Here is a 12,921-nt window from a genome sequence, read left to right as displayed (position 1 = left end):
CCACTACACCGTCAGAACCACGCAACTGTCCGCTTCCCAACAGAGACGCACTTCGTCCCCCCAGGTTGGCGCACCCTTGCGGAAGCGATGGGCGTTCTGTAACTGAGCACTGATCATCTGACCGCTGCGCAGGCGCACATGGTAAATCGACAGATCGCCCAGATAGGCAATGTGCACCACTTCACCGACCGCGAAGTTGCAACCGTCTGCCGGAACCTCTTCACACAGCATGACTTTCTCAGGACGCAGCGCGACGTGCACCGGCACGCCGTCCACCACGGAGGCATCAGAATCGACCTTTAGAGGATGGATCAGCCCTAGGCTTTCAATCACCAGACCATCGGCCTGACGCTCACGTAAAATCCCTTCGAACAGGTTTACCGATCCGATAAATTCCGCGCTGTAGCGGGTGGTCGGATGCTCATAAATCTCTTCCGGCTCGCCGATTTGCACGAACTTGCCACGGTTCATGATCGCAATACGGCCGGCCATGGTCATCGCTTCTTCCTGGTCGTGGGTCACCATTACGCAGGTTGCACCGACGCGCTCCAGAATATCGACCACTTCATGCTGCATACGGTCGCGCAGCTTCTTATCCAGCGCGCCCATTGGCTCATCCAGCAGTAGCAGCTTAGGACGTTTAGCCAGGCTGCGGGCCAACGCCACACGCTGGCGCTGTCCTCCAGAAAGTTGATGCGGTTTGCGTTTAGCAAACTCCTGCATATGCACCAGCGTCAGCATTTCTGCCACGCGGCTGGTGATCTCGTCTTTTGCCAGCCGGTCCTGCTTCAGGCCGAAGGCGATATTCTGCTCCACCGTCATGTGTGGGAACAGCGCGTAAGACTGGAACATCATATTAATTGGGCGCTGGTAAGGCGGCACGTGGGAGAGATCCTGGCCATCCAGCATAATCTGCCCGGAGGTTGGCGGCTCGAATCCTGCCAGCATACGTAGCAGCGTCGATTTGCCGCAGCCTGAGGCGCCAAGCAGTGCAAAAATCTCACCTTTGTAGATCGTCAGGTTGACATCATCAACCGCATGTTGACCGTCGAAAGACTTGGTCAGATTGCGGATCTCGAGCAGTGGCGTTAAGGCCTTGGCTGCTTTTTGTTGCGGACGGGCGATCGCGTCGTTCACTACCATTACTCTCCGGCGGCTTGAGAGAATACGGCATCTCAGCCGTATAAAAGACAAAACAGAGGCCAGTCACTGCGCCTCTGTTGCACGATCAAAAGTGAGTCAAATCCACTAATGTCTGTTACTTACCACTTTTAACTTTAGTCCATGCGCGCGTACGCACACGGTCAAGTTTCGGATCCTGTACTTTCAGCACGAACAGTTTCGCCATGGTTTCTGGCGTTGGGAAGATGCCAGGGTTGTTGCGGATATCTTCATTGATCAGCGGAACGGAAGCTTTGTTTCCGTTGGCATAGAACACCTTGTTAGAGACGTCAGCAATGACCTTCGGCTCCATCAGATAGTTGAGGAACTGGTAAGCTTCATCGACGTTTTTGGCATCTTTAGGGATCGCCAGCATATCGAAGAACGCCAGCGCACCTTCTTTAGGAATGCTGTACGCCAGGTGAACGCCGTTTTTCGCTTCAATCGCACGGTTTTTCGCCTGCAGAACGTCACCCGCCCAGCCAATCGCCACGCAGGTGTTGCCATTTGCCAGGTCGTTAATGTATTGAGAAGAGTGGAAATAACGGATGCTCGGACGCAGCTTCAGCAGCAGGTCGGTGGCCGCACCAGAGTAATCTTTAGGATCGGTGCTGTTCGGATCTTTGCCGAGGTAGTTCAGTACGGTGGCGAAGATCTCTTCCGGTGCATCGAGGAACGACACGCCGCAGCTTTTTAGTTTTTCCAGGTTTTCCGGTTTCAGCACCAGATCCCAGCTGTCGACCGGGGCATCTTTGCCCAGCGCCGCTTTAACTTTATCAACGTTATAGCCGATACCGGTGGTCGCCCACAGGTAAGGGATGGCGTATTTGTTGCCCGGATCGTGCTGATCCAGCTTTTTCAAAATGTCCGGATCGAGGTTTTTGTAATTAGGCAGTTTGCTCTTATCCAGAGGCTGGAAGACGCCGGACTGCAGCTGACGCGCCAGGAAGCTGGAAGACGGCACCACCACGTCATAACCGGTGCTACCGGCCATCAGCTTGCCTTCGAGCACTTCGTTGGAGTCAAACACGTCATAGACCACTTTGATACCGGTTTGTTTTTCAAAGTTCGGTACGGTATCCGGGGAAATATAGTCTGACCAGTTATAGACATGCAGCGTCTTATCAGCAGCACCTGCGCCAGCGGAAGCCGCCATCAACACGCCAGCAACCACACCTGACAACCATTTCTTACGTTGGTTGAACATGTTTTCCATTCTCCTGAACAGGGATAATTACAAACAGAGGCACAGGCTCAGCCGGCCAGAACATGGCCCTATAATGAATGACTATTCATGGTGCTGTTAAATAGAAAAAACCTATACCTGAAGCGACGTTGCATGCGAAATGCAGCCTGGCAAGAATAGCCCCCCTGCTGCCCTCAGGCCAGCCCTCCGCGTAAAAAACGCCTTTTATCGATTTTTAATGCATGTTTCCTCTATGTGATACGCCAAAGGCGGCATAAACGGCGACAGATATCTGGCATTTTAGGCTATAAAGCAGAATAAAAAATGGTTGTTCAGGCGAATCAACTGGGGAAAATAGCAACAGTTAAAGGAGAGTGAATAAATAAACGGCGGGCAAAGCGGAGGACGGGTTAATCAGCGATCAACCCGACAGAGAAGAGAGGATGGAATTTAGTGCAGGATCGAATGGGAAGAGACGATTTCGGTACGGTCGTCTTCCTCGCCTGGGATCAACAGTTGGTTGGCAAACGCTTCCAGAACCACCATCGAGATTTGCTCTTCACTCTGCTTCATAAAGTGCGCAAATTGCCCGTAGGTGATGCCCGCAGCGACCGTCAATGACTGGCAAACGATCAGCTTAGGCAAGTTGTCATCCTGAATATCCAGGAAGGCCTTAATGGTCAGCGAGCTGGCGTTGATCTGCGAAAGATCGCCAACCAGCGGGATCAGCGCAGTGGGTTTAACCTCAGCCAGCGCTGAAAACAGAATGACGTTGTCGACCAAATCGAGCTTGGCATCAAACACCCCGTCGAAATTTTGCATATGCGGCAGGTGAAGCGCCTGACAAGAGTCGCACTCAAACCAGGTGATGCTTTGCTGATCCAGCCAACGTCGTATCACGTCAATATCTGGAACGACGAGTGAATCCATGTGCTTTCTCTCTTACCGCCTTAAAATTGCGGCCTAGCTTACGGAAAAACGCCGTTAAACACCACGATTGTGACAGAAATATGCGCTTATCCGCCGGTTTTCAGACAGAAGCCGGGGCGCGCCTGTTGCTCAATCCAGCCAATCATCATTGCGGCAATATCCAAACCGGTTGTCTTTTCAATTCCTTCCAGCCCGGGAGAGGCGTTCACTTCCATCACCAGCGGCCCACGTTTCGCCCGCAGAATATCCACGCCCGCCACGTCCAGTCCAAGCGTGGACGCCGCGTTAATCGCCATTTCGCGCTCGCGTCCGGTAATTTCGATGCTGCGTGCGGTGCCGCCGCGATGAAGGTTAGAACGGAAATCCCCTTCTTTCGCTGACCGCTCAATGGCCGCCACTACTTCACCGCCAATCACCAGGCAGCGAATATCCCGACCTTCAGCTTCTTTAATGAATTCCTGCACCAGAATATGCGCATTCAGTCCACGGAAAGCATCGATAACGCTTTCGGCTGCCTGACGCGTTTCCGCCAGCACTACACCAATTCCCTGAGTGCCCTCTACCAGCTTCACCACCAGCGGTGCGCCACCGACCATTTTAATCAAATCGCTGGTGTCATCAGGCGAATGGGCAAAGCCGGTGACCGGCATATCAATGCCCTGCCGCGCCAGCAACTGCAGCGACCGCAGCTTGTCACGCGCGCGGGTGATGGCCACAGACTCATTCAACGGATAGCTGCCACAGACTTCAAACTGGCGTAGCACCGCCGTGCCATAAAAGGTAATCGCCGAACCAATGCGCGGGATCACCGCATCAAAATGGGCCAGCTGCTTGCCACGGTAATGAATGGCCGACGAACCGGGATTGATGTTCATATAGCAGGAGAGCGGATCGATCACTTCGACGCTGTGGCCACGCTTTCGCGCGGCCTCAAGCAGACGTTTGCACGAGTAAAGCGAGCCATCTCGGGAAAGAATCGCTATTTTCACAGCTGCCTCCAGGGAACTTAACGCGTTGCCCAACCCTGCTTATGCAGGTAGTCCAGCATAAACGGACGGCTCTCTTTAACGATGGTTTTCTGGATGTGCTCACTCCAGCTTTCGCGACGCGGATTGCTCTCGCGGGAAAGATAATATTCTTCCTGCTCGCCATCGTAGGCGGCAAGCACCTGCGCATCAATCGGCTGGTAATGGTTCTCGTGCACCAGCATCGCCAACGGCATACGCGGTTTCAACTGTGGCGTCTGCGCGGGCGTGCCAAGGCAAAGACCAAACAGCGGCAGCACAAATTTCGGCAGGCCCAGGAGTTCGGTCACTTCGGCGATGCTGTTACGGATACCACCAATAAAGACGCCACCCAGGCCGAGGGATTCTGCGGCGAGCATCGCATTTTGTCCCATCAATGCCGTGTCTACGCTGCCTAACAGCAGCTGTTCCGCCAGGCCTAACTGGGCTTCAGGGCAAATCTGCAGCAGGCGATTAAAATCGGCGCAGAACACCCAGAACTCCGCAGCCGTTCCGACATATTTTTGACCGCCGGTCAGGCCAACCAGTTTTTCACGCAGCGCCTTATCGGTAATGCGGATAATGGATGAACACTGCAAAAAGCTTGAGCTTGAGGCTGACTGAGCCGCCGACAGGATGGCCTCGCGTTGCGGGTCAGACATCGGCTGGTCGGTAAACGATCGAATCGATCGGTGCGAGCGCTGTAGCTCAATGGTCGGGGTCATGCTTCTCTCCTGGTTTAACATCATCACGCTTAGCGTTAAAAAGTTCCGGCGCCATCGCTTTAGCCGTGCGACACATCATCATCAGCGCCGCGGGTAGCATCATCGCAATCCCGACGAAAATCATCACGGTGGCGGCCAGCGGGCCGGAAAAAGGTGCCGGTAAGGGTAGCATCCGGTGCAGCGTGAAGTAAGAGAGCACCAGCAAAATACCCCCCAGCCCTTCCAGCAGTAGAATGGATTTGGGTAGCTGACTAAAAGCACGCATGGCGTATCTCCTCTGTAGGGGGTGCTCTATCCTTTATCAGGTTATTAAAGCCTATCCCGCAGCGTTGTGCATAGCCTGTACGAATCAGATCAACAGGTAATTCCTTCTTCCCTTCCCTGCGTGAAGCGGGCATCATATTCGGCATTAACTGATGAAGTGTGATGTACATCACATAAATTTTGACCTTTGAGGAGAAACCTATGTTTGCAGTGATTTTTGGACGCCCTGGCTGCCCTTACTGTGTCCGTGCGAAAGAGCTGGCTGAAAAGCTGACCGCCGAGCGCGAAGACTTCTCCTTTAGCTATGTGGACATCCACGCCGAAGGGATCACCAAAGCGGACCTGGAAAAAACCGTCGGCAAGCCAGTCGAAACTGTGCCGCAGATTTTCCTCGACGAGAAACACATTGGTGGTTGCACTGATTTCGAAGCTTACGCCAAAGAGAACCTGGGCCTGTTCCAGTAAGATTTCTCCGCTGGCTGTTTATAAGCCTGCTGAAGACGTAAAAAAAGGTCGATATTTATCGACCTTTTTTATTGCCTGCAGTTTGTCACTTTTGCCTGCTCTTACCGCAGCCGGCGCTTAGGCTGTCAGTGCCGGGTATGATCTTCATCGCCCAGCAACGTGCGGGACAGCATCACCAACAGCGCACCGGATCCACACCAGAAAATCGCACTGGTGATAAAGGCCAGTTCTTGTAATACCGGGCTGGCTGCCGCCAGCGAAAAATGCAGAATAAGCCAGAAAACAGGCGTGGCCAGCAGGGCTCCCGCCAGCGCCACCGTCAGCGGCGCTTCTTTCGAGGTTAAGGCGGCAATTGCCCCAGGCAAGGCAAACATCAGCAGGCCCAGGCGGGGTTTTTCCTGAATAATGCTGTCGACACTCATTTCATATCTCACGGCGACAAAAACGAGGCAGTAAAGGACAAAACAAGCAATGACGCCTGTCCAGGACATCCCTTTAAATACCATAGGATCTTCTCCCGGCTATGTAATGCAGTTAACGAGTAAAAAACTACCGTAACTTACGTCGCGGCGATGACTGGCTGAAAAAGTGATACGAAAGTGTCAAAAACAGTTTTTGATTGCTGGCTGTTATTCAGGGTATCCCGGAATATTACCGCTACTCTGCTGGCAGCGACGCAATATAAGATAAATCCCGATTAACTTCAACAGGTTACTGGTAAACAGGACGTTACATGAGGCAGTAAAAGGTCGCAAAGTTGTTAAATCGAAATGACATGGTGTTTATGAGTGGTGCAGACTTAAGCCTAACCTGCGGTTTTATTGAGAAATTTCTTAAGCGCCAAATTCCCCTAATTTCCGGTTACCCCTTCTTCCTTATGCGAAAAAAAATATTTCTGTGCAGATCAGAACTTTTGCATTTTGCCGCAGTCCTAATTAGTGCCACTGCTTTTCTTTGAAATCCCCTAAATTGTGGAGCCCGTTAATCATATGATTGGCGGGTTTTTTTCTTTCTACTTCAGAGTAATCTTAGTTATTCCGCATGATGATCCCTTTTTTAACCCCACCCAAATCTTTGCTCTCCCTTTCTCGGGCTGACAGTAAACTGTCATCAATTCTTAACAAAAGCACAACCAGACTGTCAAATAGGAGAGAGTCTATTTATCTTCTTGTGCGGTGCTTTTATCTTATCTGACTGATCCTGCAGGCCACTTGCCTTCGATGTCACGCAGGACAGCGTACTGGCATCGCCGTTAGGCGCCGCTGCCGAACGCCTTTTACCCCTTTGATCAACTGGCTGACAGGTTTGGCTGGAGAGATGGACTTTAGGTGTGTCTTACACCTTTTTAAAACGAGGAATAAATAACGATGGAAGCGCTGAACCGCATGCTTTTTCTGTGGATAAACGCAATGCCGGCCTCACCGGACTGGCTGATTTCCCTGGCAACGTTTATCGCGCGCGACCTGATTGCCATTGTGCCTGTGTTGATAGTCGCCATGTGGCTGTGGGGACCAGAGCGCGAAGTGGGTTCACAGCGTAAGCTGGTGTTGAAAACGGGCATAGCGCTGGGTTATGCGCTGACTATCTCCTGGTGCATCGGCAATTTATTCCCCCATGCGCGACCTTTTGTGGTGGGTCTGGGTCATCAGTTCCTGCCGCATGCGCCAGATGACTCTTACCCAAGTGACCACGGCACCGCCATTTTCACCTTCGCCATTGCCTTCTTCTGCTGGCATCGTCGCTGGTCAGGTGCCGTGTTATTGCTGATGGGTGCCGCCATTGCCTGGTCCCGTATTTACCTTGGCGTACACTGGCCAATGGATATGCTGGGAGGATTGCTGGTGGGTGCGCTCTCCTGTTTGTTTGCGCAGGTTGCCTGGCTTTTTTGTGGCCGCCGCCTGTTACAGAATATCTCGACGATATATCGACTGCTGTTCGCCTTCCCCATTCGTAAAGGCTGGGTGCGCAATTAGCGGTTGCGGATAAGTGCTTATTCGCTGCATGGTTAAAGAAGCGGCAGTTTTATTGCGCAACGCGATCTCATATTCGGTGAATTTAGCTCTCGTGTTGCGCAAGCCAGGATATTAGTTAACTTTTGCTCCCGCCTTAAAATCTATTGTATTGATTTACATCATATTTAATGTTGGTAAATCGTTAAAAAACGATCAGATGAACATTATTTAACCAACTCCAATCAGTAAAATCCCAGTCTAAAAAACCACAGCAGCAATATAAAACCAGCGTATTTGCCCACCTTAAAAATCCCCTCCAGCATTTATCACTAATAATATTATTGGTATTGTGATTCAGATCGCCAGAAATTCGTTTTCGCCCCCTTCCTTCTTCCATTTCAGATGGTAGAGTGTCGGCCTTTCAGGCAGAGCCTTAAATTAAATTGCGCTGGTTCGCCGCCGTTTTCGCTGTATAGCGCACTTTACTTTACTGTTTTCAAACTGGAGATCATCATGGATTCATCCAAAACGGCTTCACTGCCCCTCGCCAGCGCCGAAGAGGCAGCCAGCTGGCGCAAAAGCGACACCATGTGGATGTTGGGCCTGTACGGCACGGCGATTGGTGCCGGTGTGTTGTTCTTACCGATAAACGCCGGTATCGGCGGGTTGATCCCGCTGCTGATTATGGCGCTTCTGGCGTTCCCGATGACCTTCTTTGCCCATCGCGGTTTGTGTCGCTTTGTGCTGTCCGGCCGTGAAGTGGGTGAAGACATCACCGGTGTGGTTGAAGAGCATTTCGGTCAGGGCGCCGGTAAATTGCTCACCCTGCTCTACTTCTTCGCGATCTACCCGATTCTGCTGGTCTACAGCGTGGCGATCACCAATACGGTTGAGAGCTTTATGACCCACCAGCTGCATATGCAGGCGCCGCCAAGGGCGCTGCTGGCCTTAATCCTGATTGTCGGTCTGATGTCGATTGTGCGTTTTGGCAAAGAGATGATCGTCAAAACCATGAGCGTGCTGGTTTATCCGTTTGTGATTGTGCTGATGGCACTGGCGCTGTTTTTGATTCCTCACTGGAACAGCTCCGTTTTCCAGCACGTCAGCTTAGCGGGCAGCGGCAGCAGCTTGTGGATGACATTGTGGTTAGCGATACCGGTGATGGTGTTCTCCTTTAACCATTCGCCGATCATCTCCGCGTTTGCGGTGGCCAAACGTCAGGAATATGGCGAGGAAGCCGAGAAGAAATGCTCACGCATTCTGGCCCGCAGCCATCTGATGATGGTGGTAACGGTGATGTTCTTCGTGTTCAGCTGCGTACTCAGCCTGTCTCCGGAGAATCTTGCCGAAGCCAAAGCGCAGAACATCTCGATCCTCTCCTATCTGGCGAACCACTTTGATACGCCGCTGATGGCCTGGCTGGCACCGATCATCGCCATGGTCGCCATTACCAAATCCTTCCTCGGTCACTATCTTGGCGCGCGTGAAGGCTTCAATGGCCTGATGGTTAAGTCCCTCGGTGAGAAAGCGAAAAAGCTGCCGGAAGCGAAGCTGAACCGCATCACCGCCATCTTTATGCTGATCACCACCTGGCTGGTCGCTACCCTGAATCCAAGCATTCTGGGAATGATTGAAACCCTGGGTGGCCCGGTGATTGCCGTGCTGCTGTTCCTGATGCCGATGTATGCCATCAATAAAGTGCCGGCAATGCGTCAGTACAGCGGTAAAATCAGCAATATCTTTGTGGTGCTGGTGGGATTAATCGCGATTTCCGCTATCGCATACGATCTGGTCTGACAGAGATAAAAAAAGGGGCGAATCTCTTCGCCCCTTTCATTTCTTACCGCGCGTCAGGCAAACCATTTGCCGAACCAGCCGGTCATTTTCATCATCACGAAATCCCAGATGCGGCTAATAAATCCCCCCTCGTTCACGTCTTCCATTACCACCAGCGGTCGCTGTTCAATCGTTTTGCCATCAAGCTGGAAATCGATATTGCCCACCACCTGATTTTTCTTCAACGGCGCGGTTAGCTGAGGCTGTGAGAGGGTAAAGCTGGCTTTAAGGTTCTTGAGCTGCCCTTTCGGCACGGTCACTGAGGCATCGCTGGCGACGCCAAGATTGACCTCTTTCTTTTCGCCATACCACACCCGCTGGGTGGAAAACGGCTTGTCGGCTTTGATTGGCGTGACCGTATCATAGAAGCGGAATCCCCAGGTCAGCAGCTTTTCACTCTCGCGAAAACGCGTGGCATCGGTCGGGGAGCCTAACACCACTGAAATCAGGCGCTGGTCGCCACTGACCGCCGAAGCCACCAGATTATTTCCCGCGCCCGCGGTATGCCCGGTCTTGATGCCATCAACCTGCAGGTTGCTGCTCCACAACAGGCGGTTGCGGTTCTGCTGATGGATGCGGTTAAAGGTGAACTCTTTCTCTTTGTGCAGCGCATATTCTTGCGGAACGTCGCGGATTAACGCCTGGCCAATCAGCGCCATATCTCTGGCCGTGCTGTATTGCCCGTCAGAATCCAGTCCGTGCACGGTTTTGAAGTGGGTATTTTTCAGTCCGAGCGCCTGCACATAGTTATTCATCAGGCTGACAAAGGAGTCCTGACTGCCCGCAACATAATCGGCCAGTGCAATACTGGCGTCATTGCCAGACTGGATAATAATTCCCTTGTTCAGTTCTGAAACGGGAATGCGATCGCCCGGCTTCAGAAACATCAGCGAGGAACCTTGCAGAATGGGGTTACCCGTCGCCCAGGCATCCTTGCCGACGGTCACCATATCGTCGTTGGTAATTTTGCCGGCTTTGATGGCCTGCCCTACCACGTAACTGGCCATCATTTTTGTCAGGCTGGCAGGGTCAAGACGGTCATCTGCATGGGATTCCGCCAGCACTTTACCGCTGTTGTAATCCATCAGGATCCAGGCTTTAGCATCGATTTGTGGCGCTGCGGGCGCCTCTTCTGCACGGGTTGAGAAGGTGAACAGCAACAGTGAAGTGGTGGCAGTCAGTGTCAAAGCACCGGCGGAAAGGCGTGATTTCTTCATGACGAGACCCAAGTATCCATTTGAAAGACAAGTGTTTTGCAGCGCGGCGGCGGAAACCCTGACACGCTAACGGTTTCTGGCCTTAAAAAGAACAGCATTACTGTAAAGTTATTCAGAGTTTATTAGATAAATCTGGGATATGCCGTTTCGCTGCGCTTTTTTTCGCCGTTTGCGGCCAACAGCACCAGGTGAAATTCCGATTTTTCGTAGAACAGTTAAGTCAGTCACATTTTTCCGCTAACCTGAATAAAGTTTGCCTCAGGAGTAATGACCATGGATTTAGCTTTGTTCGATCTTGATGAAACGTTGATCTGCGAAGACAGCACCGGCCTGTGGCTTCGTTATTTAGTCTCCCAGGGCTTTGCACCGGCCGCGCTGATTGAGCAGGAACGGGCGCTGATGGACCAGTATTATCAGGGTTCGCTGTCAATGGAAGAGTACATGTCCACCACCCTGTCGCCAATAACCGGCATGGGCACGCTTACGGTAACGGGCTGGGTCCGTCGCTTTATTCAGCGGGATATTCTGCCACGGGTTTATCCTTCCGCCCGCGAGAGAATGGCCTGGCATCAGGAACGCGGTGATAAGGTGATGGTGGTGTCCGCCAGCGGAGAACATCTGGTGGTGCCGATTGCCGAACAGCTGGGTGCCCATGGCGCGCTGGCGATTGGAGTGGAAATCGTCGATGACCGCTACAGCGGCCAGACCTACGGCACCATGACCTACAAAGAGGGCAAGGTCACCCGTCTTAATGACTGGCTGGCCGATCAGAACGAAACCACCTTTGGGAAAACCTGGGCCTACAGCGACTCAATTAACGATCTCGCGTTACTTGAACATGCGGATCATGCCCATGTCATTAACCCCGGCGAACAGTTGCACAGTCTTGCCGAACAGCGTGGCTGGGAAGTGTGTCACTGGGTAAGATAAGCCTGACAAAAATCGGGAAGGCTGAATCAGCCCTCCCGATTTTGCTGACCATACCGTCAAGCCTGCCGTTATTTCGCTAATCCCACCTTAAGCAGCTTGCCGTCCGACTCGTCGGTCAGCACATAAAGATAGCCATCCGGGCCAGCCCGGACATCGCGGATACGCTCACCGCGATCCTTCAACAGGCGCTCTTTCTCTTCGACCTTATCGCCATTGACCGTCAGACGGATCAGACTTTTATCTTTCAGCGCCCCGATAAATAGCGAGTTTTTCCATTGCGGGAAGTGGCCGTTATAGAAGGCCATGCCGCTGATCGCCGGAGACACCTTCCACCAGAACACCGGCTGCACGGTGCCTGGCGCGGTTCCTCCTTTCGAGCCTGGCACTTTCTCACCGCTGTAATCAATTCCCCAGGTCGCCAGCGGCCAGCCGTAATTCTGGCCTTTTCGCGGAATATTCACCTCATCACCACCGCGTGGACCGTGTTCACTTTCCCACATCTCCTTGCTCCACGGATTAAAGGCAAGCCCTTGTGGATTGCGCATACCATAGCTCCAGATTTCAGGTCTGGCGCCCTTCTTACCGACAAAAGGATTATCTTTTGGAATACTGCCATCCGCATTGAGGCGAATAACCTTACCGGTTAAGGCGGTTAAATCCTGCGCTGACGCGGCCTGGAAGTTATCGCCAAAGGTGACGTACAAATAACCTGCCTGATCAAAGGCCAGTCGCGACCCTAAATTGGCCCCGCTGGAGAGTTTCGGTTGCTGGTGTAGTAAATCTTTAAAATCGGTCAGCTGCGTCAGATCTTTGCTGAGCAATCCGGAGCCCACCACTGCGCCTGCACGCCCGTTGTCATCGGCTTCGGTCCAGGTCAGATAGACGCGGCGGTTTTGCGCAAAGTCGGGAGACAGTACGACATCCAGCAGGCCGCCCTGACGTTGCGCCCAGACTTTCGGCACGCCGGTAATCGGTTGCGAGAGTCCTTTCCCCTGTTGCCAGTGCCGTAGCTGGCCCGATCGTTCGGTGATTAATATGCCTTGATTGTCGGGCAAAAAAGCCATCGCCCAGGGATGATCAAGCCCTTGTTGTAACTGCTCGACACTGACCTTTTCGGCCAGTACGGGATGGGAAAACAGGACGGCGCTGGCGAGCAAACAGAGGGGAAACAGACGAGACATACCTTCACTCCTTCAGGTCAATGTTCGTTAAATTTAGTGAAGAAGGCTGAAGACGGGGCTGTTTTTACAA

The 12,921-nt window shown here is 52.5% G+C and carries 13 protein-coding genes; 4 read left to right on the top strand and 9 right to left on the bottom strand.

From position 1 onward, the window contains the following. Nucleotides 1–3: 3 nt before the first annotated feature. The 6 genes from potG to EBC_RS09050 all read right to left on the bottom strand — a co-directional run bounded on the left by potG (nucleotide 4) and on the right by EBC_RS09050 (nucleotide 5,271). Nucleotides 4–1,137 carry a putrescine ABC transporter ATP-binding subunit PotG gene (gene potG / locus EBC_RS09075; protein ID WP_157868053.1) on the bottom strand — a complete coding sequence of 378 codons (1,134 nt, stop codon included), beginning with the start codon at nucleotides 1,135–1,137 and terminating at the stop codon, nucleotides 4–6. A gap of 121 nt (nucleotides 1,138–1,258) precedes the next feature. Beyond that, the gene (gene potF / locus EBC_RS09070; protein ID WP_013201490.1) at nucleotides 1,259–2,368 is read right to left on the bottom strand and encodes a spermidine/putrescine ABC transporter substrate-binding protein PotF; all 1,110 of its coding nucleotides are present in this window, start codon (nucleotides 2,366–2,368) and stop codon (nucleotides 1,259–1,261) included. 429 nt (nucleotides 2,369–2,797) lie between these two features. Then, nucleotides 2,798–3,277, bottom strand: a complete 480-nt coding sequence (locus EBC_RS09065; protein WP_013201489.1) for a YbjN domain-containing protein — start codon at nucleotides 3,275–3,277, stop codon at nucleotides 2,798–2,800. A gap of 86 nt (nucleotides 3,278–3,363) precedes the next feature. Then, nucleotides 3,364–4,266 carry a 30S ribosomal protein S6--L-glutamate ligase gene (gene rimK, locus EBC_RS09060; protein ID WP_013201488.1) on the bottom strand — a complete coding sequence of 301 codons (903 nt, stop codon included), beginning with the start codon at nucleotides 4,264–4,266 and terminating at the stop codon, nucleotides 3,364–3,366. A 17-nt stretch (nucleotides 4,267–4,283) separates the two neighbouring features. Then, a complete protein-coding gene (gene nfsA, locus EBC_RS09055) occupies nucleotides 4,284–5,006 on the bottom strand; it encodes an oxygen-insensitive NADPH nitroreductase (protein ID WP_013201487.1) in 723 nt (240 codons plus the stop codon). After that, a complete protein-coding gene (locus EBC_RS09050) occupies nucleotides 4,990–5,271 on the bottom strand; it encodes a DUF1418 family protein (RefSeq protein ID WP_013201486.1) in 282 nt (93 codons plus the stop codon). Before EBC_RS09050 ends, nfsA begins: the two co-directional genes overlap by 17 nt. Before the next feature lie 200 nt (nucleotides 5,272–5,471). On the opposite strand from EBC_RS09050, the gene EBC_RS09045 reads away from it, so the two are divergent. Further along, on the top strand, nucleotides 5,472–5,735 hold the full coding sequence (locus EBC_RS09045) for a GrxA family glutaredoxin (RefSeq protein WP_013201485.1): 264 nt from the start codon (nucleotides 5,472–5,474) through the stop codon (nucleotides 5,733–5,735). Nucleotides 5,736–5,860: 125 nt separating this feature from the next. Here the strand turns inward: EBC_RS09045 and ybjM are convergent, their stop codons facing one another. Then, a complete protein-coding gene (gene ybjM, locus EBC_RS09040) occupies nucleotides 5,861–6,226 on the bottom strand; it encodes an inner membrane protein YbjM (RefSeq protein WP_105759691.1) in 366 nt (121 codons plus the stop codon). 876 nt (nucleotides 6,227–7,102) lie between these two features. On the opposite strand from ybjM, the gene ybjG reads away from it, so the two are divergent. Next, nucleotides 7,103–7,708, top strand: a complete 606-nt coding sequence (gene ybjG, locus EBC_RS09035) for an undecaprenyl-diphosphate phosphatase (RefSeq protein ID WP_013201483.1) — start codon at nucleotides 7,103–7,105, stop codon at nucleotides 7,706–7,708. A 492-nt stretch (nucleotides 7,709–8,200) separates the two neighbouring features. Further along, nucleotides 8,201–9,484 (top strand): HAAAP family serine/threonine permease, encoded by a 1,284-nt coding sequence (locus tag EBC_RS09030; RefSeq protein ID WP_013201482.1) that lies wholly within the window; start codon nucleotides 8,201–8,203, stop codon nucleotides 9,482–9,484. A 53-nt stretch (nucleotides 9,485–9,537) separates the two neighbouring features. Here EBC_RS09030 and EBC_RS09025 read toward each other — a convergent pair whose 3' ends face one another. Further along, the gene (locus EBC_RS09025; protein WP_013201481.1) at nucleotides 9,538–10,740 is read right to left on the bottom strand and encodes a serine hydrolase; all 1,203 of its coding nucleotides are present in this window, start codon (nucleotides 10,738–10,740) and stop codon (nucleotides 9,538–9,540) included. Nucleotides 10,741–11,013: 273 nt separating this feature from the next. Here EBC_RS09025 and EBC_RS09020 point away from each other — a divergent pair, with 273 nt between their 5' ends. Further along, on the top strand, nucleotides 11,014–11,670 hold the full coding sequence (locus tag EBC_RS09020; RefSeq protein WP_013201480.1) for an HAD family hydrolase: 657 nt from the start codon (nucleotides 11,014–11,016) through the stop codon (nucleotides 11,668–11,670). Between the two features lie 68 nt (nucleotides 11,671–11,738). Here EBC_RS09020 and EBC_RS09015 read toward each other — a convergent pair whose 3' ends face one another. After that, nucleotides 11,739–12,851 (bottom strand): PQQ-dependent sugar dehydrogenase, encoded by a 1,113-nt coding sequence (locus EBC_RS09015; protein WP_013201479.1) that lies wholly within the window; start codon nucleotides 12,849–12,851, stop codon nucleotides 11,739–11,741. Between the last annotated feature and the right edge of the window lie 70 nt (nucleotides 12,852–12,921).

Source organism: Erwinia billingiae Eb661 (genome assembly GCF_000196615.1).
GTDB lineage: Bacteria > Pseudomonadota > Gammaproteobacteria > Enterobacterales > Enterobacteriaceae > Erwinia > Erwinia billingiae.
Note: the sequence above shows the minus strand (reverse complement) of the source record. Positions and strands in the feature narration are given on the sequence as shown.

Excerpts from the sequence above, each read along its gene's own strand:
- potF (WP_013201490.1), bottom strand. The coding sequence starts at position 2,368 with ATGTTCAACCAACGTAAGAAATGGTTGTCAGGTGTGGTTGCTGGCGTG.
- EBC_RS09025 (WP_013201481.1), bottom strand. The coding sequence starts at position 10,740 with ATGAAGAAATCACGCCTTTCCGCCGGTGCTTTGACACTGACTGCCACC.
- EBC_RS09030 (WP_013201482.1), top strand. The coding sequence starts at position 8,201 with ATGGATTCATCCAAAACGGCTTCACTGCCCCTCGCCAGCGCCGAAGAG.
- EBC_RS09065 (WP_013201489.1), bottom strand. The coding sequence starts at position 3,277 with ATGGATTCACTCGTCGTTCCAGATATTGACGTGATACGACGTTGGCTG.
- ybjM (WP_105759691.1), bottom strand. The coding sequence starts at position 6,226 with ATGTCCTGGACAGGCGTCATTGCTTGTTTTGTCCTTTACTGCCTCGTT.
- EBC_RS09050 (WP_013201486.1), bottom strand. The coding sequence starts at position 5,271 with ATGCGTGCTTTTAGTCAGCTACCCAAATCCATTCTACTGCTGGAAGGG.
- EBC_RS09020 (WP_013201480.1), top strand. The coding sequence starts at position 11,014 with ATGGATTTAGCTTTGTTCGATCTTGATGAAACGTTGATCTGCGAAGAC.
- EBC_RS09045 (WP_013201485.1), top strand. The coding sequence starts at position 5,472 with ATGTTTGCAGTGATTTTTGGACGCCCTGGCTGCCCTTACTGTGTCCGT.
- EBC_RS09015 (WP_013201479.1), bottom strand. The coding sequence starts at position 12,851 with ATGTCTCGTCTGTTTCCCCTCTGTTTGCTCGCCAGCGCCGTCCTGTTT.
- ybjG (WP_013201483.1), top strand. The coding sequence starts at position 7,103 with ATGGAAGCGCTGAACCGCATGCTTTTTCTGTGGATAAACGCAATGCCG.
- nfsA (WP_013201487.1), bottom strand. The coding sequence starts at position 5,006 with ATGACCCCGACCATTGAGCTACAGCGCTCGCACCGATCGATTCGATCG.